The following is a 23,783-nucleotide window of genomic DNA, read 5'->3' on the forward strand; positions in this document are numbered from 1 at the left end:
CAGTGTTCATCCGTGAGCATTTGTCGGGGCATCGCAAGCTCGCAGTTTGTTGGCGTGAGAACCTCTATTCTGCGAGCTTGCCCCTATCCTGCCAAATCATCTTCGATCAAACGTCAACACGCCCTAATGAACACGGCGAAGTTCGCCAAGAAGATCGCCAGTGGGAAGATAGCTACCGCCGTCGCTGGCAGCACGACAAAATCGTGCGCTCGACCCACGGCGTGAACTGCACCGGCTCGTGCAGCTGGAAAATCTACGTCAAAAATGGCCTGGTGACCTGGGAAACCCAGCAGACCGACTACCCGCGCACCCGTCCTGATCTCCCCAATCACGAGCCGCGCGGCTGTCCGCGAGGTGCCAGCTATTCGTGGTACATGTACAGCGCCAACCGCTTGAAGTACCCCCTGGTTCGTAAGCCACTTTTGAAACTGTGGCGTGAAGCGCTTGAGCTTAAAAAAGACCCGGTGGACGCCTGGGAATACATTGTCACTGATCCGGTAAAAACCAAGGAGTACAAGCGCGCACGAGGCATGGGAGGCTTTGTGCGGGGGAACTGGGACGAACTCAATGAGCTGATTGCGGCGTCTAACGTATACACCGCCAAGCAATTCGGGCCGGATCGCATCATGGGGTTCTCACCGATCCCGGCGATGTCGATGGTCAGCTACGCTGCCGGAAGTCGTTACCTGTCGCTGATTGGCGGTGTTTGCCTGAGTTTCTACGACTGGTACTGCGATTTACCGCCCGCTAGCCCCCAGACTTGGGGCGAGCAGACCGACGTGCCTGAATCCGCCGACTGGTATAACTCGGGCTATATCATCGCCTGGGGGTCCAACGTGCCGCAAACGCGCACGCCGGATGCTCACTTCTTCACCGAAGTTCGTTACAAAGGCACCAAAACGGTCTCGATCACGCCGGATTACGCCGAAGTCTCCAAACTGACCGATGAATGGATGAGCGCCAAGCAGGGTACCGATGCGGCGCTGGCCATGGCGATGGGGCATGTGATTCTCAAAGAATTCCACTTGGAGAACCCCAGCGCCTACTTTACCGATTATGTGCGTCAGTATACGGATATGCCGTGTCTGGTTGAGCTGGAGACGCGCGAAGACGGCACCTTGGTGCCAGGCCGTCAGCTGCGTGCGGCAGATTTTGCCGACAACCTAGGCCAAGACAACAACCCCGAATGGAAAACGCTCGCGTGGGATGAAAACCGCGATCAGCTGGTGGTGCCGCGGGGCTCTATTGGTTTCCGCTGGAATGAGGAAGAGGTCAACCAGGGTAAGTGGAACCTGGAGCCGCTGGATGCCGACGGCGCAGCAATCAAGCCGCTACTGACCTTGGCCAAGGCCCATGATGAGGTTGCTCGGGTGGCTTTCCCCTACTTTGGTGGCATCGCTCACGAGCATTTCGAGCACGTGGAAGGTGCAAGCGGCGACCGCCTTCACCACTGCCTGCCCGCTAAGAAAATGCAGAAGGCAGACGGTAGTCAGATTCTGGCGGTCACCGTCTTTGACCTGATGTGTGCCAACTACGGCATTGATCGTGGCTTGGGTAAAAAAGACGAAGACGACGGCGCAACGTCTTACGATCAGGTCAAGCCTTATACCCCGGCCTGGCAGGAAAAAATTACCGGCGTACCTGCCCAGCAGGCCGAGCGCATCGCCCGGGAATTTGCCGACAACGCCAATAAGACCCAAGGCCGCAGCATGATCATTGTCGGTGCCGGGATGAACCACTGGTACCACATGGACATGAATTACCGCGGCCTGACCAACATGCTGATCATGTGCGGGTGTATTGGTCAAAGCGGTGGCGGCTGGGCCCACTACGTTGGCCAAGAAAAGCTGCGCCCGCAAACCGGCTGGCTGCCGCTTGCCTTTGGTCTTGACTGGACGCGGCCGCCGCGCCACATGAACGGAACCTCATTTTTCTATAGTCACTCGTCGCAGTGGCGCTACGAAAAGCTGGAGATTAAAGAGATTCTCTCCCCGTTGGCGGATACCTCACGCCACACCGGTAGCCTAATTGATTACAACGTGCGTGCCGAACGTATGGGCTGGCTACCCTCCGCGCCGCAACTGGGCACCAACCCGTTGCGTATCGCGGACGCGGCCAAAGCCGCGGGAATGGCCACCAAAGAGTATGCTGTCGAGCAGCTGAAAAAAGGCGAGCTCGCCTTTGCCGCGGAAGACCCGGATAACCCGCAAAACTTCCCGCGTAATATGTTCATCTGGCGCTCCAACTTGCTCGGCAGCTCCGGCAAGGGCCACGAGTATATGCTTAAGTACCTGCTCGGCACTCGTCACGGTATTCAGGGCAGGGACCTGGGGGATTTCGGCGGTCAAAAGCCGGAAGAGGTGACATGGCACGACGAGGCGCCGGAAGGCAAGCTTGACCTGCTAGTGACGCTGGATTTCCGCATGTCGACCACCTGTCTCTACTCAGATATCGTGCTGCCGACGGCGACCTGGTACGAAAAGAACGATCTCAATACCTCGGATATGCACCCGTTCATTCATCCGCTGACCGCGGCCACCGATCCGGCGTGGGAGTCGCGCAGCGACTGGGATATCTACAAAGGCATCGCCAAGGCGTTCTCCAAGGCCTGCGTTGGCCATCTGGGAGAAGAGACTGACCTGGTGACGCTGCCGCTGCAGCATGACTCCCCTGGGGAGTTGGCCCAGGTGGATGTCAAAGACTGGAAAAAAGGCGAGTGCGAGCCGATTCCCGGTAAAACCATGCCAGCGCTGGTGGAAGTGCAGCGTAACTATCCCGAGACCTACGAGCGCTTTACCTCGCTTGGTCCGGTGCTTGAAAAACTTGGCAACGGCGGTAAAGGCATTAGCTGGAATACCGATACCGAAGTCGAACTTCTCGGCAAGCTTAATAAGCAGAAGCTTGAAGGTTCCTCAAAAGGTCGCCCGTGCATTGAGTCGGCTATCGACGCGGCCGAAACCGTGTTGACGCTTGCGCCAGAAACCAACGGCCAAGTCGCCGTCAAGGCCTGGGAAGCGCTGTCCAAGATCACCGGTCGAGAGCATGCCCATCTTGCGCACCCGAAAGAAGACGAAAAGATTCGTTTCCGCGATATCGTCGCGCAACCGCGCAAAATTATCTCAAGCCCCACCTGGTCGGGTCTCGAAGACGAGCACGTCTCCTACAACGCCGGGTACACCAACGTCCACGAGCTGATTCCGTGGCGCACGGTGAGTGGGCGTCAGCAGCTTTATCAAGACCACGCCTGGATGCGTGATTTCGGTGAGAGCCTTTTGGTCTATCGCCCGCCGATTAACACCAAAGCGGCGGAGAATTTCCAGCTCCCGGCGGATAACGGCTACAAGAGCAAGGCGCTTAACTTCCTGACGCCGCACCAGAAGTGGGGCATTCACTCAACCTACTCCGACAACCAGCTAATGCTGACGCTCAATCGCGGTGGCCCGGTGGTGTGGCTGTCTGAAGACGACGCTGCAGACATTGGCATCGAGGACAACGATTGGATCGAGGTTTATAACGCCAACGGTTCGATCGCCGCCCGCGCGGTGGTGAGTCAGCGCATTAAGAACGGCATGGTGATGATGTACCACGCCCAGGAGCGTCAGGTGAACGTGCCTGGTTCCGAGGTTACCGGCACACGCGGCGGCATTCACAATTCGGTCACCCGCGTTTGCCCCAAACCGACGCACATGATCGGCGGCTATGCGCAGCTCTCTTACAGCTTTAACTACTACGGCACCGTGGGCTCTAACCGCGATGAGTTTGTGCTGGTGCGCAAGATGAAGCACATCGACTGGCTCGATGGCGAAGGTAACGATTACGTCCAGGAGGCCGTGAAATGAAGATTCGCTCGCAAGTAGGCATGGTCCTCAATCTTGATAAGTGCATCGGCTGTCACACGTGCTCGGTGACGTGCAAAAACGTCTGGACCAGCCGCGAAGGCGTCGAGTACGCCTGGTTCAACAACGTCGAGACCAAACCCGGTATCGGTTACCCCAAAGAGTGGGAGAACCAGGCCAAATGGAAAGGCGGCTGGATGCGCAAGCCCGATGGCAAAATCGAGCCACGCATCGGCGGTAAATGGCGGGTACTGGCGAATATTTTCGCCAACCCGGATCTGCCCGAAGTGGATGATTACTACGAGCCGTTCACCTTTGATTATCAGCATCTGCACACGGCCAAGCAGAGTGAGCACCAGCCCGTGGCGCGTCCGCGTTCGCTGATCACCGGTGAGCGGATGAAAAAGATCGAATGGGGACCCAACTGGGAAGAAATTCTGGGTACCGAATTCGCCAAGCGTTGCAAGGATATGAACTTTGAGAAGGTGCAGGCCGATATTTACGGTCAGTTTGAAAACACCTTCATGATGTACCTGCCGCGTTTGTGCGAGCACTGTTTGAACCCGACCTGTGTGGCGAGCTGCCCGAGCGGAGCGATTTACAAGCGGGAAGCAGATGGCATCGTATTGATCGACCAGGACAAGTGCCGTGGCTGGCGGATGTGTATCTCCGGCTGCCCGTACAAGAAGATCTACTACAACTGGAAAAGCGGTAAATCCGAGAAGTGTATTTTCTGCTACCCGCGCATTGAATCGGGCCAGCCGACGATCTGTTCGGAAACCTGTGTGGGACGTATCCGCTATTTGGGGGTGTTGCTCTACGACGCCGACCGCATCGAAGAGGTGGCAAGTTCGCCCAGCGAGCAGGATCTTTACCACCGCCAGCGCGAAATCTTCCTCGACCCGAACGACCCGGAAGTGATCGCCCAAGCGAAAAAAGACGGGATCACCGATAACGTGATCAAGGCCGCGCAAGAGTCGCCGGTCTATAAGCTGGCAATGGATTGGGGCTTAGCGCTGCCGCTGCACCCGGAATATCGCACGCTGCCGATGGTGTGGTACGTGCCGCCGCTCTCACCGATTCAGTCTGCCGCAGAAGACGGCAAGGTCGAGTTTGACGGCGTCATGCCCAAGATCGAGTCGCTGCGCATTCCGGTGAAGTATCTGGCCAACATGCTCACCGCCGGTGAAGAAGCGCCCGTGGTGCTGGCGCTCAAGCGGTTGATGGCGATGCGCCTTTACATGCGCGGCAAGCACGTCGAAGGCAACGCCAATACCGAGGTGCTAGACGAGGTGGATTTGACTCAAGCCCAGGTTGAAGAAATGTACCGCTACCTAGCGATTGCTAATTACGAAGATCGCTTCGTGATTCCGACGAGCCACCGCGAAATGGCCACCGACGCGTTCCCCGAGCGCGGCGGTTGCGGCTTCAGTTTCGGCGATGGCTGCCACGGCGAGAGCTCATCCAGCCTGTTCAATGGCCGCTCGACCACGTCCACTTTAGTACAGCCCGTCGAGAGCTTTGATCCGCAGGCGCAAAGTGAGGAGGTCCGTCATGGGTAATGCTGCCGTAAACTGGCTGCCGGAGCAGCATGACGAAATGCTCAGCCTACGTGTACTGGCGCGGTTGCTGGATTATCCAACCGCCGAGCTACAGCAAGCCGCTGGTGAGTTGATTGAGCTTATCGAGGCGGAAAAACGTTGGAAACCCGCGCTGCGCACTAAAATGATGGCATGGTGCCAGCAGATTGCCGACAGCGAGCTTTTAGCGTTGCAGGCAGAATACGTCGCGCTATTCGACAAGGGGCGTTCGGTCTCGCTGTTGCTGTTTGAACACGTTCACGGCGAGTCACGCGACCGCGGTCAAGCCATGGTTGATTTGATGAACGAGTATCAAGACGCCGGGTTCGAGCTAGACGCGCGCGAGCTGCCTGACTACCTGCCACTGTTTCTAGAGTACCTTTCCACACGGCCGGAAGGAGAAATCGCGCGCTGGTTGGGCGAAATTCGTCATATCTTGGCGCTTCTTACGGCGCGTTTGGAGGAGCGCGAGACGGATTACGCCTTAGCGCCTTATGCCCTGCTAGCACTGACCGGGGCTGAAGACGACGTCGGTACGCACCGCGACGAGGTGAAAACCGAAGCGCCTGACGACACGCCGGAAGCGCTGGATGCCGTGTGGGAAGAAGAGGCGGTGCGTTTCTCCGCTGAATCTGACCAGAACTGCGCGCTGCAGTCCGCCGAAGGGCGTCGGCTAGCCGAGCGTAAGCATAGTGTGCCGAGTGACCCCATCAATATCATGCCGAGCAGCGACCCCGCCGGTCGTGGCTTAAGCGATCGCTAAAGGAGAACCGTCATGTTTAGCGAATACCTGCAACATTTGATCTATGGTTACTACCCGTACCTGGCGGGCACGGTGTTTTTGCTCGGCAGCCTGCTGCGTTATGACCACGGCCAGTACACCTGGAAAACCGGCTCTAGCCAGATGCTGTCGTCAAAAAACATGCGCCTGGCGAGCAATTTGTTTCACGTTGGTATCATTGTGATCTTCTTTGGTCACCTGGTCGGTATGCTGACCCCTCACTGGGTGTATGCACCGTTTCTGCATGCGGGCACCAAGCAGCTTATCGCCATCATCGTTGGCGCCGCCGCCGGTGTTGCCTGTTTGATAGGCGGCGCTATGCTGCTCCATCGGCGAATCTTCAACCCGCGCGTGCGGGCATCCTCTAGCCGCATGGACACGCTGATCTTGGCGCTTATCGTGTTTCAGGCAGGTCTGGGACTGTTCACCGTGATCTTCTCGCTCGGCCACCTCGATGGCGAAATGATGCTGACGCTCTCTAGCTGGGCGCAGTCGATCATCTTTTTCAGCGGCGGTGCAGCGGATTACATGGCCGATGTTTCCTGGATTTTCAAACTGCATATTTTCTTGGGGATGACGATCATCCTGCTATTCCCTTTTACCCGTCTGGTACACGTCTGGAGCGTGCCGTTTGGCTACGTGACTCGTCGTTATCAACTGGTACGCCGTAGAGGCTAAGGAGTTTTCGTCATGCAGATGATTGATATTGAACAGCTACCGGGGGCGGCCACGCCGCCACCGGTGAGCGTCGGTGGTAGGTATATTTTAGACAGCGACATTGCACACGAAATGCAGTACCACCCCGCGGACAGCGCGGGGACCGCGCAGCTCAAAGCCGCCCGTGCGCTGGTCGTGCGGGAGCTTTTACGTCAACGCGCTGAAAGGCTAGGGCTTGTTGAAGCGGATGCCGACGTCGATGATCAAGCGATTGCGGCGCTACTAGAGCAAGAGCTTGCGGTGCCCGAGCCCTCCGAAGATGACTGCGAGCGTTTTTACGCTAGCCATCCGGCACGTTTTTGCGAGCCTACGCGGGTAAAGACGCGTCACATCTTGCTCGCCGCCGCGCCGGACGATGCCGAAGCGCGCGATACTCAATACCATCAGGGTGTTGAGCTGTTGGAAACGCTAGCTCAGCATCCTGAGCGGTTGACCGAGTTCGCTCAGCGTTATTCTGCTTGTCCATCGAATGAGCAGGGGGGTGAGCTTGGGTGGCTGTCACCGGGGCAGACCGTGGCCGAGCTTGACCACGCGCTGCAACATTTGCCGCAAGGCCTGCACGATCGCCCCATCGCCTCGCGTTTCGGCTGGCACCTTGTCATGGTCGACGCGCGCGAAGAGGGCCAACGCTTGCCTTATAACGCGGTGGCTGACCAAGTGCGCCGCAGCCTACACGAGCAAGCAACCCGGCGCGGTCTGCGTCACTACTTACTGGCGCTGGAAGCCGACATCGGCGTCGAAGGCGTGGCGCTGGATGACGATAGCGGCGGCGCCTTGATGCAGTAGCGAAGGTGCTCAGGCTCTTTTCGGGATGATACCTAAGTATCTCATTTAACAGAGGCGATCATGCTGACGACCTTAGACGATTTGATTCAAGAAGCGCGCCTTCAACCCGTGCCCCAGCGCCTGCTGTTTGTGCTTACGCGTGCGGAACTGCCAGACTTCCCTTCGGATGCCCAGCGCGAAAGCGTCCAGCGTGGAGAAGGTGGCGTGTTGACGCCGGTGTTGTGCGTGGATAAGTGCCCGACGGAGCTCGATAATATGGCCGTGCTAGCAGAAGAATCCAAAGCCACCGGCATTGATTGGGATATTGCCCTGGTCGCCGCGATGGATCATCCCGGTAGCGAGGACGTGATCGAGTCACGGCTTTCCCATTTGGTCAGCGCCGTGCAGATGGGCGATATCGGCCGTATGGTCGCCTTCAACCGGCAAGGCGATGCGATTGAGCTGACCACCCCTCACGTTCACTAACATGCGGGTCGTTACCCAAGACGCCGCGGGGTAAAAACTGGATAATGGCGCGCAACGAGCGCGAACGCGCGCCATCTTCATTATTACCTATCTAGGCCCCGCTCATGGAAATCAAAGTCAACTATCTCGACAACCTCCGTTTGGAGGCTAAATTCGACGATTTCGCGGTTATCTCCGACCAACCGATCCGCTACAAAGGCGACGGTTCAGCGCCTGGCCCGTTCGATTATTTTCTGGCGTCTTCGGCTATGTGCGCGGCCTACTTTGTGAAGGTGTACTGTAACGCCCGCGATATTCCCACCGAGAACATCCGGTTATCGCAGAATAATATTGTCGACCCGGAAAATCGCTATAAGCAGATTTTCAAAATCCAGGTTGAGCTGCCCGAAGATCTTTCTGACAAAGATCGTCAGGGCATTCTGCGCTCCATCGATCGCTGCACGGTGAAAAAAGTCGTGCAGATGGGGCCTGAATTCCAAATCGAAACCGTCGAGAACATCGACGAGGACGCCCAGGCGCTGCTGATGGGCGCGCCGGATGGTGGTTCGCGTACCTATATCGAAGGCAAGGATTTTCCGGTGGAAGATACCATCGCCAACATGAGTGCGATGCTCGCCGGTCTCGGCATGAAGATAGAAATCGCCTCCTGGCGCAATATCGTGCCGCACGTGTGGTCGCTGCACATTCGCGATGCCGCCTCGCCGATGTGTTTTACCAACGGCAAGGGTGCGACCAAAGAGAGCGCGCTTTGCTCGGCGCTGGGTGAGTTTATCGAGCGACTAAGCTGCAATTTCTTTTACAACGATCAGTTTTTCGGCGAGGAGATCGCGGGCAGCACCTTCGTTCATTATCCCAATGAGAAGTGGTTTCAGCCGGGGCCTGCTGATGCGCTGCCCGCGGAAATCCTGGATGAGCACTGCCGAGAAATCTATAACCCCGAAGGCGAACTGCGCGGCTCGCATTTGATCGACACCAACTCCGGCCGCGCGGATCGTGGCATTGTCTCGCTGCCCTATGTGCGTCAATCCGACGGTGAGACGGTCTACTTCCCCTCCAACCTGATCGAGAACCTGTTTCTCAGCAATGGCATGAGCGCGGGCAACACGCTGGCCGAAGCACAGGTGCAGTGCCTTTCCGAGATTTTCGAACGCGCGGTGAAGCGCGAAATCATTGAGCAGGAAATGACACTGCCGGACGTGCCGCGCGAGGTGTTAGCCAAATACCCGCAGATACGGGAAGGCATTGATGCGCTAGACGCCCAGGGCTTCCCGGTGCTGGTCAAAGACGCTTCCTTGGGCGGGCAGTTCCCGGTGATGTGTGTGACGCTGATGAATCCGCGCACCGGCGGCGTGTTCGCTTCTTTCGGCGCCCACCCAAGCTTTGAGGTCGCGCTGGAGCGCAGCCTAACCGAGCTGCTGCAAGGCCGCAGTTTTGAGGGCTTAAATGACCTGCCGCAGCCGACCTTTAACGCGCAAACGGTCGCCGAGCCGAATAACTTCGTCGAGCACTTTATCGACTCAGTGGGCGTGGTGTCCTGGCGCTTTTTCAGTGCTCTGGCTGATTTTGATTTCTGCGAGTGGGACTTCTCGGGGACGAACGAAGAAGAAGCCGCCACGTTGTTCGGCATCTTTGAAGAATTGGGCGCAGAGGTGTACATGGCGGTGCACGAGGACCTCGGCGCGCCGGTATGTCGGATTCTGGTGCCGGGCTACTCCGAGGTGTACCCGCTGGAAGACCTGATCATCGATAACACCAACAAAGCGCTGGTGTTTCGCGAAGATATCCTCAACCTGCATCGTTTAAGTGACGCTCAGCTTGAGCATCTCGTCGCGCGGCTAGAAGAGATCGAGGTCGACGAGCATAGCGATATTATCACCCTGATCGGCATCGAGTTCGACGAAAACACCGTCTGGGGCCAGCTCACGATTTTGGAGCTGAAGCTTCTGATCTATCTGGCCCTTGAGCGCCATGAAGATGCGCTGGAATACGTCGAAATGTTTCGGCAGTACAACGACAATACCGTCGAGCGCGGGCTGTTCTACCAAGCGATGCAGGCGGTGTTGGAAATCGTGCTCGATGATGAGCTCGACTTAGCCGATTATTTACCCAATTTCCAGCGCATGTTTGGTGACAACACCATGGCAGCGGTGGTGGGCTCGGTTGAGGGAAGCGAGCGCTTTTACGGCTTGGAGCCCATCGGCATGGGGTTAGACGGGCTAGAGCGGCACCAGCGCCTGATCGATAGCTACAAAAAGCTCCATGCCGCCCGCGCCGCCAAGGCGGGAATTGCCGTTTAACGCGGCAACACGGGGTAGCCTAGCGTTATAACCAAGCGCTACCCCGAAACCGCGTTAAGCGGATAAAGACAGAAAAAACAGAATCAGCGGCGGCGAAAGCAGCGACAGGATAAACCCGCTGACCACGGCGATGGGCACGCAGGCGACGCCGCCGTGCTGTTGAATCACCGGCAGAGTGAAATCCATCGAGGTGGCGCCGCCGTAACCAATCGCCAGCGCGGTATGGCGATGAATGACCAGCGGAATCAAAATAAACGCCAGAAGCTCGCGGGTGAGGTCGTTGAAAAACGCGACCCCGCCCATCAGTGGGCCGAGGTGGTCGCCAATCAGAATGGCTGAAAGCGAGTACCAGCCAAACCCCGACGCCATGGCAAGCCCTTCGTTCCACTCAAGCGCGAGCAGCGGTGCCGCCAAAAGCCCGGCGAGTAAAGAGCTTGCCGCCAAGGTGAGCGCAATGGCCAACCCCATCCGGTTGAGCAGAATCTGCTTTAGCGGCATGCCAGAATTGCGTAACTGGCAGCCAATCAGGGCCAGCAGCGCGTAGAGTGCCCACTCCGCCAGCCTATCGGCGTTGTCGAAAAGCGCTTCCCCGAGCTGTGGGCCGAGCAACACGCCAAGCGTTACCCCAAATGCCACCACGATAACCAGTAAAAGAGAGCCTTGCATGGCGGCGAGTTTGCTGGTGGGGGCGTCTTTCACCACCGGCGAAATGCCTGCTTTCAGCGCCATACGCTGTGAAAGCCACCAGAGCGCGGCGAGGTTAAAGGCCGTGGTGATGCTAAAGAGCAGCAGCGCATTACCGCCTAAACGTGAAAGTTGTGATGAAAGGTTCTCAAGCCCCGCGAGGCTTACACCCATCAGCAGCAAAATCACATAGACCGAGCCGTTGACTGCATGGTTGATGAAAGCTTGCCAGTGGGGCTGGCGCACAGGGACTAAGTACCCCAGCACCAGCGGCAGTAACACAATGATTAAACCAGAAAACATAATGAGCCTTAATTGCCTCCGTGCTCGCTCAGTTGGGTCAGCGTAATTTGGGTATCGCGTTTGCCATCTTTTTGGTAAATCGCCTGGAGAATCAACCCAGGGTAGTCCGCGTGATAGCTGATGCGAATCTGACGATCGGGTTTTTCAACATCGAGCAAGACTACCGAGTGGGCGTCAAAGGTGCCAGCGGGGACGCTGATACGGGCTAAATCCTCTCTATCGGGCGGCAGTGAATAGTACTGAAAGTACTCATCGCGGCCGCGATGATCGACGAAATTAACATCGCAAGGCGCGTTTTGTGTGCAGTTTTCGCTTTCGGCGCGGCGGGCGAGATCGATAATGGCGGCCTGCCTGTCCAGCGAAGGAATATCGGCTTCACGTAGGTGGTGGCTGTCACCAATGCCCAGTAACGAATAGCCGCTTTCGTACATCAGCGAGTGCGCTTGGCCGTCTATCAGGGTAAAACGGCTGCTCTCATGGCCACGCGCAACGGTCACTGAAAAACGCATGTCGCTTAACCAGTGGTGCTCTTCCTCAACGAGTCGATGGGTAATCGTGGCGCTTGGCCAGCCGCGAACCTCCAGCCGATACTCAGCTTCGAACGGCTGGAGCACGGCGCGTGAGGCGGTGTCATTACCGTTGGCGCCAGCACTAGCTGCGGCTAGCATCAGCCATAAAGCATAAAAGTGGGCAATGCGCATAGCGTTTCTCCTAAAGGGGGTGGAAAGCGTACTTGCGATTGCCCAGCAACCGAAATCGCGCGATCAGACATTCGATGCTAAGTCGCGAAGCGCGGGGCTAAGGTCGACCGTATAACGACTTTCGCCTTCTTCCAGGGCGGTAACGTGAGACGGGAAGTGGTGAAGGGCTTCACGCACACGGGCAGGTGCATTTTCTGCCTTCGTTAGGGTCGCCGTTTGCAACTCGCCGCCTTTCACAAGGGGGGTTAATAGCGCTTCGCCGTCAAGGCCGGTTTCATCGCGCAAAGCGATCACATCGCCACAATAGTGCCCTTGGGCGTCTTGGCGGCGGTACACTTGTTTGCGTGAGGGAAGGTTAACTTTGCCGGTCGAGTATTTTACCCGAGGTTGGCCCGCATATTCGACTAATTTGTAGGAAAGATCGATCACCGGCGCATCGGCGGAGACGCCCATTTGCGTGCCAACACCAAAGGCATCAATTGGCGCCTCATCGTCGATAAGCTCAGCAATGCTATGCTCATCCAAACCGCTGCTGGCGATGATCTTGATGTCGGGGTGACCTGCGTCGTCGAGTAGGGCGCGGGCACGCTTGGCGAGACCGCCTAAATCGCCCGAATCTAGGCGTACCGCGCCAACAGTGAGTGACGGCGCTTCACGCAGCAAATCAATCACCCGCTCAACGCCGGTTAAGGTGTCGTAAGTATCCACTAGTAGCGTGGTGTTGGCGTAATGGCGGGCAAAAGCGCGGAAGGCATCGCGCTCGTCATCGTGGGCGAGAATGTAGCTGTGGGCCATGGTGCCGTTTAGGGCTAAACCGTGGCGCAGCCCGCCGAGCACGTTGCTGGTGCCGTGAATCCCGGCGGTTTTATAGGCGCGCACGCCGCGAACGGCGGCATCAATGCCGTGCATGCGACGCATGCCGAAATCCACCACGGGATGATCGCCCGCGGCCCAAGTAATACGCGCGGCTTTGGTGGCGAGAGTGGTTTCCAGCTGCACTAAGTTCATCACGAGGCTTTCAAGAAGCTGCGCTTGGCCGATCGGTGCATCGACTTCGAGCAGGGGTTCGTTGGGGAACAGTGGCGTGCCTTCCGGCACCGTCCAAATGTCGCCCTCGAAGCGCCAATTCGCCAGCCAGTCGAGAAAGCCAGCGTCAAACATTTGCGTGTCTTGTAGCCGTTTAATGGCGGTGTCGCTAAAGCGAAGCTGGCTTAGCATCGCGGCGGCATGTTGCTGCCCACAGGCCAGGATAAAGCGCCGCGAGGCGGGCAGTTTGCGGAAAAACAAGCTGAACGTGGTCGGCGTTTCGTGCAGCGATTCTTTCCAATAGGCCTGGGTCATCGTCAGCTGGTAGAGGTCGATTAATAGTGCCAGCTCGTCGTCGGCAACACTTGGCGTTATGAGTTCGCTCATGCGCGTATCTCCGCACCGGCATCCTGCATTTCACGGCGGCAACCGTCGATGGCATCAGGATCAGCCGCCGCGGATAACGCTTCCAATAGCACGGTGTTAAAGCCTTCGCGGCAGGCGGCTAATACCGTCGCGTGAACGCAGACATCAAGCGCGAGCCCACAAATCACCACGCGCTCCACGCCTTTTTCGCGCAGGTACTCACCCAGCCCCGTGCCGTCAAACGCTGAGTAGGCATCGGCATTGAACGCGGTAGCCTTGCTGACACGAATCACTTCATCAGGCAGGGCGAGCTCAGGATGAAAAATGGCCCCTGGTGTATCTTGAACGCAGTGAACGGGCCAGGGGCCGCCGCGGTGCTCGAAACTTACGTGATCGACTGGGTGCCAATCGCGGGAGGCGATAACCATCGCCCCCGCGTTGCGTGCCGTGTCGATTTCGGCATTAATGCCAGGCACCAAAGCACTGCCACCGTCAATGGCAAGCGCACCGTCTTCACAGAAATCATTTTGCATATCAACGACCAGTAGCGCGTCGTTGCGTTGATAAGTCGTGGGTGTCTTCATCGTCGATCAATCTCCTTGGCATGTGTTCCGGTGGTCGATCTTTAGTGAGTGAGACAGCCACGGCGTTGTCGCGTTTCGCCTCTCTATACGTCTGTATGGCGTCGTCGGCGGGTTGATTCAATAGCCGTCGCTGGGGTTGATCGTTTTCACCTTCTCGCCGGCCTCAAAAGCGCGCAAGTAGGCAATGACTTGGTCGATTGCAGCATTAAGCGGTGTGGGGGCTGACATGTGCGGTGTGATCGTCACCTTTGGGTGCTGCCACAACGGATTCTCTTCGGGTAGCGGCTCCTCAGCGAATGCGTCTAGTATTGCCCCACGCAAGTGACCCAAGGTGTCGTGCGCGCCAAGCGCCGCCAACAAAGCGCTTTCATCGATCAGCGAACCGCGGCCGGGATTAATCACGCTGGCGCCGTCGGGTAGCTTTGCTAGGCGCTTTTCGTTGATGATCCCATGCGTTTCGGCGGTATCCGGCAGCAGGGTGACCAGCGTTTGGGCTTGGTTGAGTACATGGTTTAAACCGTCATCACCGTGGTGGCAGCTAACGCCGTCGATCCGTTTGGGCGAGCGGCTCCAGCCGAGGGTAGGAAAACCCGCCTGGCTAAGCGTCTCGGCGACACGGGTACCAATGGCGCCAAGACCCAGAATGCCTACCGGCCATTGCGACTTTTCCACGACCGGATGCGGCCGCCAATGTGCTTGGGGTTGCTGATTGGCGTAGCGGTCAAAGCTGCGATAGAAATACAGCACGCCGTACAGCACGTAATCGGCCATTAGTTCGCCCATGCCAGCGTCGCGCAGCTTGACGATGGGCACGCCTTGCGGGCGCCCTGGCGTGCGCAACAGGTAATCGACCCCGGCACCTAAGTTGATGATTGCTTTAAGCTGGATCTGTTCGCGCAGCAAGTGTTCGGGTGGTTTCCACGCCGCGAGATAATCGGCGTTTAGGCGCGCCTCGGTTGGTGCTTCGCTAGTGATGACGTCGGCCTCGGGGAAAGCCTTTGCCAGTGCTTCTCGCCACTGCTCGGTTTCGCCTTTAATATGTACGACGATTTTCATTTTAGCTCCCTTTGGCTCGGTGTTATTGACCCTCAATGTCTACGCTATCACGAGTGAATGGACTTTTTGTCATAAAGGCTTTGACCGGCAACCAAGGGGGGGTGCTAGTATCGGCTTAAGACGACATTGGCGGGCCTACTGCGGCGATGGCAAGGGTCGATTGTGTGGCCCGAAAAAGCGACGTGTGTCGCTTTTTCGGTTCTTGGTGATCTTTAACGGCGAGTAGCCCAATGACTGAGGTATCTCTGCCTTTCACACGCGAAGAGTACGCGAATCGGCTGTGGAAGGTGCGCGCTGAAATGGCTGGCCGTGGCATTGACGTGATTATCGTGAGTGACCCCTCGAACATGGCTTGGTTGACTGGCTACGATGGCTGGTCGTTTTATGTGCATCAGTGCGTGCTGGTAGGCCTTGAAGGCGAACCGGTATGGTTCGGACGCCGTATGGATGCCAACGGCGCGCTGTTGACGTGTTGGATTGATCCCGAAAATATCACCTACTACCCGGATTACTACGTCCAGAACCCAGAGATGCACCCGATGGAGTATCTAGCGCAGTCGATTATGCCCGACCGCGGCTGGCACGAGGGTGTTGTCGGCATGGAAATGGATAACTACTATTTCACCGCCAAGGCGTATCAGAGCCTGCTGCGCGAATTGCCCCACGCAAGCTTTATGGACGCTAATGGCCTGGTTAACTGGTGCCGCGCGATTAAATCGCCCCAAGAAATCACCTACATGCGCATTGCGGCGAAAATCGTGGAAGGCATGCACTCGCGGATTTTGGAAGTGATCGAACCGGGGCTACCCAAAAGCAAATTAGTCGCCGAAATTTACCGGGTGGGTATTGAAGGCTACGTGGATGACAAGGGCCAAGTGTTCGGCGGCGACTACCCGGCGATCGTGCCTATGCTTCCCACCGGCAAAGACGCTGCTGCCCCGCACCTGACGTGGGATGACTCCCCGTTTCGTAAAGGCGAGGGCACGTTTTTCGAGATCGCTGGCGTTTACAAACGCTACCACGCGCCGATGTCACGCACGGTCTATTTAGGTTCCCCGCCCAGGGACTTCCTGCGTGCTGAGTCCGCGCTCTTAGAAGGTATCGATAACGGCCTCGCCGTCGCCAAGCCTGGTAACCGCACCGCCGATATCGCCATGGCGCTAGGTTCGGCGATGGATAAATACGGCTTTGACCGCGGCGGTGCGCGTTGCGGCTACCCGATTGGTATTTCCTATCCGCCTGACTGGGGCGAGCGCACCATGAGTTTGCGTCCGTCAGATGAGACTATCCTGAAGCCCGGCATGACGTTTCACTTTATGCCCGGCCTGTGGGTGGAAGATTGGGGGCTGGAAATCACCGAGAGCATTCTGATCACCGAGGATGGCTGCGAGACGCTGGCCAATTTCCCGCGCCAGCTATTTGTCAAATAGCCGCTTGTACCAAAAGGAACATTCCATGACCGATCAACCCAGCCCAGTGCGGCCCAGCCCTGTTTCCGCCACTGTGGATTTTGACGCCGATGGCGTACAGCACGGCTTTTTGAAGCTGCCGATCTCTACCGATGAATCCGCCTGGGGGGCGGTGATGATTCCGGTCACCGTGGTGAGAAACGGTGAAGGCCCCACGGCACTTCTCACGGGCGGCAATCACGGCGATGAGTACGAAGGCATCACGTCATTGTTAAAACTTTCTTCGACGCTGAAAGCGGAAGACGTCACCGGGCGGGTCATTATCGTGCCGTGCATGAACACCCCGGCGGTGATGGCGGGCAAACGGACCTCCGGACTTGACGGCGGTAATATGAACCGCAGCTTCCCCGGCGATCCCAACGGCAGTGCCACCGCGCAGATCGCCGACTACTTCACCCGCGTACTGGTGCCGATGAGCGACGTGGTACTGGATTTGCATTCCGGCGGACGCACGCTGGATATCCTGCCGTTTGCCGCCTCCCATGTGCTGGACGATAAAAACCAGCAGCAGGCAGCGCTCGACGGTGCTAAAGCGTTTGGCGCGCCTTACGCCATGGTGATGTTTGAGCTCGATGCGGAAAAACTCTTCGATACCGCCTGCGAACGCCAAGGTAAAGTTTTTGTTGCCACCGAGCTTGGCGGCGGCGGCACCTCCACGCCGGCAAGCATGGCGATTACCGAGCGCGGTGTGCGTAACTTCCTGATTCACTACGGCCTGGTGGCGGGTAAGGTCGACATGCCGGAAAGCGAGCAGGTGTATCTCGATATGCCCGATGCCAGCTGCTACGTGCAAAGCCAGCACTCAGGCGTGTTGGAACTTCTGGTTGCCCTTGGCGATGAAGTAAAAAAAGGCCAGACGATTGCCTACGTGTACGACATGACCCGCAGCGGCACCGAGCCGGTGGCCTACCGCGCCGAGCGTGATGGCGTGCTGATGGCGCGGCGCGCGCCCGCGTTGATTCATATGGGCGATACGCTCGCGGTGATTGCCGATGTGGTGGAGCGCCTTAACGCCTAGGCGTTGTCGCAATGATCATGACCAAACTCGACCGATACGATGTCAAAATTCTGGAAATTCTCTCCCGCGACGGGCGGATCACCAAATCCAAGCTAGCCGCGGCGATCAACCTTTCCGTTAGCCCCTGCTGGGAGCGCGTCAAGCGGCTAGAGCAGTCGGGCATTATTCAAGGCTACAGCGCGCGCATCGATACCCAGATACTGGTGCCGCACAACCCGGTATGGGTACAAATTGAGCTGAAAAAACACGACGCTGATAGCTTCAAGGCCTTCGAAGCGCTGGTGATGCAAACCCCAGAAGTCACCGAGTGTGTTGCCGTGGGTGGCGGGGTGGATTACCTGGTGAAGTTTGAGGCACGTTCTATCGATAGTTACCAACGCCTGATGGATCAGTGGTTGGTCTCCGACGTGGGCATCGAACGCTATTGTACGTATATCGTGACCAAGATGGTTAAGCAGTCCACACCCGATGTTATCGCGGAAGACTTCCTGTGATTAATGGCGCGAGGGTAAAGTGAAGCGCTGATAAGGGCAGCAGACGACCTAAAGCGGCCATCAACGACATCACATATTCACGGGGCCTTTAGCTCACAATGCGCGTTTTTTCGGCAGGGCTTTGTAATATGAGTGCTCATATTTCTGAGTAAAATAACTGTAAAAAAAAGCAAAACAATGGTTTATGAGTAAGGCTTTTGTGCTTATACGCTGTTTTAAATGAGGTGTGAACATGAAAGTAGAAACGGAATCGCGGATTTTTTCGGTGGGTGAATATGTTCGTCCGTTTAACGGCGAACCGATTCGTTCGGTTGTTCTGGCAACCAACGACTCTGTCGTTGTTGTGTGGCACGTCCACCCTGAGCAGGAAAAGGCACTCCACGTGACCGCTATTCCACTGCGCTCTGGATTTCCTTCGAACACTGGATGTCACCGAGGTTTACGGTTACCGGACGGCGCTGCTTAACCCGGCTGATGGCGGAAAACGCCGCTGCCAAAAAAAACCACGCTAAAGAGACGTTTCACAGAAAAAGTGTCGCTTATTGAGTGGCCTTTCAAAAGCACTTCGTGTGCTTTCTCCCTTACCCTGAACACATCAAAACGCAAACGGCCACGCTGGCCGTTTTGCTTTTTGCTCGCATTGATAACGGGGGAGGTTCCCATGACGACACTATCCACGACACTCGCAAAGCGCCTGGAAGATCCACGCCTTTTCCGCCAGTACGCCTACGTAAACGGCAAATGGACCCATGGCGAGGGTGGCCGCGAAGAAGCGGTGACCGACCCGGCCACGGGGGAAGCGATAGGCCATATTCCCCTGTTGGAAGCCGAGCAAATTACCGCGGCGGTGGATGCCGCTGAAGCAGCCTTCGTCCACTGGCGTGCCCTGCGTGCCGATGAGCGCTGCGAGCGTTTGCTTGCCTGGTACGATCTGATTCAAGCTAACCGCGAAGACCTGGCCACCATTATGACGCTGGAGCAAGGCAAACCGCTGCCAGATTCACGCGGTGAGGTCCAGTACGGCGCCAGCTTCGTGCGTTGGTTCGCCGAAGAAGGCAAGCGCACTTACGGCGAGACGATTCCCAGCCCGATCCCCAATGCGTCACTCGGCACTATCAAGGAGCCGGTGGGCATATCAGCCATGATCACGCCGTGGAACTTTCCGCTGGCGATGATTACGCGCAAAGCCGCCGCCGCCTTGGCCGCGGGTTGCCCGGTGATCGTCAAACCCGCTAATGAAACGCCGTTCTCGGCGCTGGCGCTGGCGGAGCTCGCCGAGCGCGCGGGTATTCCAGAAGGCATCTTTAACGTGGTGCTGGGCGACCCGCCCGAGGTATCCAAGATTCTGTGCGCCGAGCCGCGTATCCGGGCGCTATCGTTCACCGGCTCCACCCGTGTCGGGCGGATCTTGATGGAGCAAAGCGCGCCTACCATTAAGCGGCTCGCATTAGAGCTTGGCGGCGATGCGCCCTTTATCGTCGGGCCGGATATGGACCCGAAAGAAGCGGCGCTCGCGGCCGTGGCGGCTAAGTTCCAAACCGCCGGGCAAGACTGCCTGGCCGCAGACCGTATTTTGGTGCACGAATCCATCCACGATGAATTCGTTGAGTACTTTGCCGAACGCATGGCCGCGCTTACCGTGGGTAACGGCTTGGAAAGCGAAATTGACCTCGGCCCGTTGATTCACGGCCAAGCGGTCGAAAAAGCCGCGGGCATTGTCGATGACGCCATTTCCAAAGGCGCCACACTGGTGGCGGGCGACCAAAGCCAAGCGCCGGGTGCTAACTACTTCATGCCGGTGTTGCTCACTGGGATCACCCGCGATATGCGTCTGTGGCAAGAAGAGAGCTTCGCACCTATCGCCGGCATCACGCCCTACGCCGACGATGACGAGGTCATTGAACTCGCCAACGATACCGAATATGGCCTTGCCGCTTATATTTATACTCACGATATCCGCCGTATCTGGAAGCTGTTGCGCGCGCTCGAATTCGGCATGGTGTCGGTCAACTCGGTGAAGATGACAGGCCCGCCGGTGCCCTTTGGCGGTGTGAAGCAATCCGGCCTTGGTCGTGAAGGCGGCACTTGCGGTATTGATGAGTATCTGGAAACCAAATACTACTGCTTAGGCGCGCTGGGATCGGTGTCGGGTAGTTAAACGAGATACGCGTTTGAGGTTGTAGAAGCCCGATTTATCGGGCAAACCCAAACCGTATCGCCCAGTGAATTGGGCTCCTACAGCGGATAACTGGCACAAGGTTTTGTAGGAGCCCGACTTGTCGGGCGATACGTCCTTTATTGATAAGAGAGAACACCATGAGCTTGCATCAGGATTTAGTCGACCGCGACCGTCACGTGACCTTCCACGCCTCTACCCATTTGCGCGACTTCGCCCACGGCGACGCGCCGGGGCGTGTGATTACCGGCGGCAAAGGCATCAATATCGTCGATAAAGACGGCCGCGAGTTTATCGACGGTTTTGCCGGGCTTTACTGTGTGAACATCGGCTATGGCCGCACGGAAGTCGCCGAGGCGATCTACAAGCAAGCCTTGGAACTCTCGTACTATCACACCTATGTAGGCCACTCGAACGAGCCGCAAATTGCGCTTTCCGAGCGTATTGTGAAAATCGTCGGCATGAACATGTCCAAGGTGTATTACGGCATGTCAGGCAGTGACGCCAACGAAACGCAACTTAAAATTGTGCGCTATTTCAACAACGTGCTTGGCCGTCCGCAGAAGAAAAAGGTCATCTCGCGCATGCGCGGTTATCACGGCTCTGGCATTGCCTCCGGCTCGCTGACCGGTCTTAAAGCGTTTCATGATCACTTCGATCTGCCGATTGACACCATCCGCCATACCGAAGCGCCGTACTACTACCACCGCGCCGCTGAGCAGCACGGCATGACCGAGCGCGAATTTTCCTCGTTCTGCGCCGAAAAGCTCGAAGCGATGATTCTCGAAGAAGGCCCGGATACCGTCGCGGCCTTTATCGGTGAGCCAGTGCTCGGCACCGGTGGCATTGTGCCGCCGCCAGAAGGTTACTGGGGCGAAATTCAAGCCGTGCTGGATAAGTACGATGTGCTCTTGATTGCCGACGAAGTGGTCTGTGGTTTTGGCCGTACCGGCTCTGATTTTGGCAGCCACCACTACAACATCCAGCCCGATTTGGTCACCATCGCCAAAGGGTTAACCAGCGCCTATCAGCCGCTTTCCGGCGTCATCGTCAGCGATAAAGTATGGAAAGTGCTGGAGCAAGGCACGGGGGAATACGGTCCCATCGGCCACGGTTGGACGTACTCTGGTCACGCGCTAGGCTGCGCAGCAGCGCTTGTTAATCTGGACATCATTGAGCGCGAAAACTTGGTGGGCAATGCCGCGGAAACCGGCGCTTACTTCCAACAGCAGCTCAAGGCTACTTTTGATGGCCATCCGCTACTGGGTGATGTGCGCGGCGTGGGCTTGATGGCGGCGCTGGAATTCTCTCCCGATGCGAAGCAGCGCCTCCACTTTGACCCGTTGCTGAAAGTGGGTCCGCGGGTTTCCGCCGCCGCATTGGAAGAAAATCTGATTGCGCGCGCCATGCCGCAAGGCGACATTCTCGGTTTTGCCCCGCCGCTGACCATCAATCGCGATGAGGTGGATGACATGATAGGCCGTGCCAAACGGGCGATTGACCGTGTCACCGATGAGCTTTCGCGCTCGGGCGATCTCAAACAAGGGCAAAAAGAAGCTGCGCTGACGATCTAGTCGCCACCGAGTCGGTAACGCACCGAGACGGCAACTCACGTGATAACCTACTTATGAAAACGCTGCTGCTCCTTGATAGGGTGGCGGCGTTTTTTTAAAGGTCGGCTGGTAAAGTGTTGGCTATGCTGTACACATCGTGCGGTTTACGCGTTAAAGGAAAGGAGCATGTATGCAACCCGTGATTGCTTTTGATGTTTACGGCACCTTGATTGATACCCAAGGCGTCACCGCGGAGCTTGAAAGGCGCCTGACACAGCCGGAAAAAGCGGCTGAGTTTGCCCGCCGCTGGCGCGATAAGCAGCTGGAATACAGCTTCCGACACGGCTTAATGGGCTACTACTTGCCGTTTTCTGAATGTACCCGCGAAGCGCTGGTGTTCACCGACCGCGCACTACAAACCGGCCTCACCGATAACGACCAGGACCACCTGATGGCCGTTTACGCCGAGCTTCCTGCCTTTCCCGATGTGGCACCTGCATTGGATACCCTGCGCGGGGCGGGCATGCGTTGCGTAGCGTTTTCCAATGGCACTCGTGACGCGGTAGAAAAGCTACTCGAACGCGCCGACGTCTTGCACCACATGGACGACGTGATTAGCGTCGATGACGTGAAGCGCTTTAAACCCGACCCTGCAGTTTACGCTTACTTGCGTACACGTTTGGAAACCCGCCCGGAACAAACATGGCTGATTTCCAGCAACCCGTTCGATGTGATTGGTGCAACCCACGCCGGGCTTCGTAGCGCCTGGGTACGCCGAAGTTCGGATGCCCCGTTCGACCCCTGGGGCATTGAGCCGGACATGACCGTCGTTGATTTAGACACCCTGGCCGAGCGCTTGCTGCGATAGGCATCGCGCGGTTGTCCATTGATACGGTTGCCGCGCATAATAGGGCACGTTTCATACACCACGAAACCGGAATCAGGACGCCATATGTCACAAAAGATCTACTGTACAGCCAGCTTCAAACCCAAGCCCGGCAAAGAAGAGGCCGTTTTTAAAACGCTGCAGTCACTAGAGCCCAACGCCCACCGAGAAGACGCCTGTCTGCTTTATACCGTCACGCGGCAGATCGAAAACCCCTTCGCGGATGGCACCGGGTTCCCCATCGTTTTTCATGAGATTTGGGCTAACCGGGAAGCGTTTGAAGCGCACTGCCAGCGCAAAGAGATTCAAGATTTCTTCGCTCAGAATGTCGAGTCTCCCGACGGCGATATCGAAGACGCCAACGTTTGCGTCTATACCGATGAGCCGTGGAACTTTGACGCCCCAAAGGTGTAGACCAAGAGGGCAGAGCAGGATAAAACCGATCGCAAAAGGAGCGACTATGACCGAGCAAAAAATGAATGTTGAAAGCTTTAACCTGGATCACACCCAGGTGAAAGCGCCTTACATTCGCCTGGCAGATATCAAAGAAGGTGAAAACGGGGATCGTATTCATAAATACGACCTGCGCATTTGCCAGCCCAATAAAGGCCATATGGACATGCCTGCGTTGCATTCGCTGGAGCACCTGCTAGCCGAGAAGTCGCGTAACCACACCGATAAAGTGGTGGACATCAGCCCGATGGGCTGCCAAACCGGCTTCTATATCGCGATGATCAACCACGATGACTATGATGAAGTGGTTTCCATCGTCGAGAAAACGCTAAACGATGTGCTGGAAGCCACCGAAGTACCTGCCTGCAACGAAATGCAGTGCGGCTGGGCAGCGAGCCACAGCCTGGAAGGTGCTCAGGAGCTTGCCAAAGCCTTGTTGGGCAAGCGTAGCGAATGGACAGAAGTGTTTGCTTAATCGCTGAGTTAGCGATGTAACGCAATCATTGAAACGCCTCCTCTCGTGGAGGCGTTTTCGCGTTAGGCGATGTCGCA

At 57.1% G+C, this 23,783-nt stretch carries 21 protein-coding genes; 16 read left to right on the forward strand and 5 right to left on the reverse strand.

The genetic code is table 11. The features are described from left to right. Nucleotides 1-77 precede the first annotated feature (77 nt). The 7 genes from M8006_RS15980 to M8006_RS16010 all read left to right on the forward strand — a co-directional run bounded on the left by M8006_RS15980 (nucleotide 78) and on the right by M8006_RS16010 (nucleotide 10,462). Complete coding sequence (locus M8006_RS15980) at nucleotides 78-3,839, forward strand: nitrate reductase subunit alpha (RefSeq protein ID WP_250083990.1); 3,762 nt, start codon at nucleotides 78-80, stop codon at nucleotides 3,837-3,839. Beyond that, nucleotides 3,836-5,398 carry a nitrate reductase subunit beta gene (narH, locus tag M8006_RS15985; RefSeq protein WP_250083934.1) on the forward strand — a complete coding sequence of 521 codons (1,563 nt, stop codon included), beginning with the start codon at nucleotides 3,836-3,838 and terminating at the stop codon, nucleotides 5,396-5,398. Before M8006_RS15980 ends, narH begins: the two co-directional genes overlap by 4 nt. After that, nucleotides 5,391-6,179, forward strand: a complete 789-nt coding sequence (gene narJ / locus M8006_RS15990) for a nitrate reductase molybdenum cofactor assembly chaperone (protein ID WP_250083936.1) — start codon at nucleotides 5,391-5,393, stop codon at nucleotides 6,177-6,179. Before narH ends, narJ begins: the two co-directional genes overlap by 8 nt. A 12-nt stretch (nucleotides 6,180-6,191) precedes the next feature. Then, entirely contained in the window at nucleotides 6,192-6,875 is a 684-nt protein-coding gene (gene narI / locus M8006_RS15995; RefSeq protein WP_250083937.1) for a respiratory nitrate reductase subunit gamma, read from the forward strand. Nucleotides 6,876-6,887: 12 nt separating this feature from the next. Beyond that, on the forward strand, nucleotides 6,888-7,700 hold the full coding sequence (locus tag M8006_RS16000; protein WP_250083939.1) for a peptidylprolyl isomerase: 813 nt from the start codon (nucleotides 6,888-6,890) through the stop codon (nucleotides 7,698-7,700). A 60-nt stretch (nucleotides 7,701-7,760) separates the two neighbouring features. Continuing rightward, on the forward strand, nucleotides 7,761-8,165 hold the full coding sequence (locus M8006_RS16005; protein ID WP_250083942.1) for a ribonucleotide reductase subunit alpha: 405 nt from the start codon (nucleotides 7,761-7,763) through the stop codon (nucleotides 8,163-8,165). Nucleotides 8,166-8,269: 104 nt separating this feature from the next. After that, entirely contained in the window at nucleotides 8,270-10,462 is a 2,193-nt protein-coding gene (locus M8006_RS16010) for an OsmC domain/YcaO domain-containing protein (RefSeq protein WP_250083944.1), read from the forward strand. Nucleotides 10,463-10,516: 54 nt separating this feature from the next. Here M8006_RS16010 and M8006_RS16015 read toward each other — a convergent pair whose 3' ends face one another. The 5 genes from M8006_RS16015 to M8006_RS16035 form a co-directional block, all read right to left on the reverse strand. After that, complete coding sequence (locus M8006_RS16015) at nucleotides 10,517-11,449, reverse strand: LysO family transporter (RefSeq protein ID WP_250083947.1); 933 nt, start codon at nucleotides 11,447-11,449, stop codon at nucleotides 10,517-10,519. Between the two features lie 8 nt (nucleotides 11,450-11,457). Further along, complete coding sequence (locus M8006_RS16020; protein WP_250083949.1) at nucleotides 11,458-12,150, reverse strand: hypothetical protein; 693 nt, start codon at nucleotides 12,148-12,150, stop codon at nucleotides 11,458-11,460. Nucleotides 12,151-12,213: 63 nt separating this feature from the next. Next, nucleotides 12,214-13,563 (reverse strand): nicotinate phosphoribosyltransferase, encoded by a 1,350-nt coding sequence (locus M8006_RS16025; protein ID WP_250083951.1) that lies wholly within the window; start codon nucleotides 13,561-13,563, stop codon nucleotides 12,214-12,216. Beyond that, nucleotides 13,560-14,126, reverse strand: a complete 567-nt coding sequence (locus M8006_RS16030) for an isochorismatase family protein (protein WP_250083952.1) — start codon at nucleotides 14,124-14,126, stop codon at nucleotides 13,560-13,562. The genes M8006_RS16025 and M8006_RS16030 overlap by 4 nt, the downstream gene beginning before the upstream one ends. Before the next feature lie 117 nt (nucleotides 14,127-14,243). Continuing rightward, on the reverse strand, nucleotides 14,244-15,182 hold the full coding sequence (locus M8006_RS16035) for a 2-hydroxyacid dehydrogenase (RefSeq protein WP_250083955.1): 939 nt from the start codon (nucleotides 15,180-15,182) through the stop codon (nucleotides 14,244-14,246). A 230-nt stretch (nucleotides 15,183-15,412) separates the two neighbouring features. On the opposite strand from M8006_RS16035, the gene doeA reads away from it, so the two are divergent. The 9 genes from doeA to M8006_RS16080 all read left to right on the forward strand — a co-directional run bounded on the left by doeA (nucleotide 15,413) and on the right by M8006_RS16080 (nucleotide 23,706). Beyond that, complete coding sequence (gene doeA, locus M8006_RS16040) at nucleotides 15,413-16,612, forward strand: ectoine hydrolase DoeA (protein WP_250083957.1); 1,200 nt, start codon at nucleotides 15,413-15,415, stop codon at nucleotides 16,610-16,612. A 25-nt stretch (nucleotides 16,613-16,637) separates the two neighbouring features. Then, entirely contained in the window at nucleotides 16,638-17,669 is a 1,032-nt protein-coding gene (doeB, locus tag M8006_RS16045; RefSeq protein WP_250083959.1) for a N(2)-acetyl-L-2,4-diaminobutanoate deacetylase DoeB, read from the forward strand. 17 nt (nucleotides 17,670-17,686) lie between these two features. Next, nucleotides 17,687-18,163 carry an Lrp/AsnC family transcriptional regulator gene (locus tag M8006_RS16050; RefSeq protein WP_250083992.1) on the forward strand — a complete coding sequence of 159 codons (477 nt, stop codon included), beginning with the start codon at nucleotides 17,687-17,689 and terminating at the stop codon, nucleotides 18,161-18,163. 232 nt (nucleotides 18,164-18,395) lie between these two features. After that, on the forward strand, nucleotides 18,396-18,629 hold the full coding sequence (locus M8006_RS16055; protein WP_430886844.1) for a cupin domain-containing protein: 234 nt from the start codon (nucleotides 18,396-18,398) through the stop codon (nucleotides 18,627-18,629). Between the two features lie 195 nt (nucleotides 18,630-18,824). Beyond that, nucleotides 18,825-20,321, forward strand: a complete 1,497-nt coding sequence (locus M8006_RS16060) for an NAD-dependent succinate-semialdehyde dehydrogenase (RefSeq protein WP_250083961.1) — start codon at nucleotides 18,825-18,827, stop codon at nucleotides 20,319-20,321. Nucleotides 20,322-20,479: 158 nt separating this feature from the next. Then, nucleotides 20,480-21,913, forward strand: a complete 1,434-nt coding sequence (locus M8006_RS16065) for an aminotransferase (RefSeq protein ID WP_250083963.1) — start codon at nucleotides 20,480-20,482, stop codon at nucleotides 21,911-21,913. 169 nt (nucleotides 21,914-22,082) lie between these two features. Next, on the forward strand, nucleotides 22,083-22,760 hold the full coding sequence (locus tag M8006_RS16070) for a haloacid dehalogenase type II (RefSeq protein ID WP_250083965.1): 678 nt from the start codon (nucleotides 22,083-22,085) through the stop codon (nucleotides 22,758-22,760). Nucleotides 22,761-22,844: 84 nt separating this feature from the next. Continuing rightward, nucleotides 22,845-23,192: a putative quinol monooxygenase gene (locus M8006_RS16075; protein ID WP_250083968.1), complete on the forward strand. Its 348-nt coding sequence runs from the start codon at nucleotides 22,845-22,847 to the stop codon at nucleotides 23,190-23,192. 46 nt (nucleotides 23,193-23,238) lie between these two features. Further along, nucleotides 23,239-23,706, forward strand: a complete 468-nt coding sequence (locus tag M8006_RS16080) for an S-ribosylhomocysteine lyase (protein WP_250083969.1) — start codon at nucleotides 23,239-23,241, stop codon at nucleotides 23,704-23,706. Nucleotides 23,707-23,783: the final 77 nt, after the last annotated feature.

Source organism: Halomonas llamarensis (assembly GCF_023555005.1).
GTDB classification, from domain to species: Bacteria; Pseudomonadota; Gammaproteobacteria; order Pseudomonadales; family Halomonadaceae; genus Vreelandella; species Vreelandella llamarensis.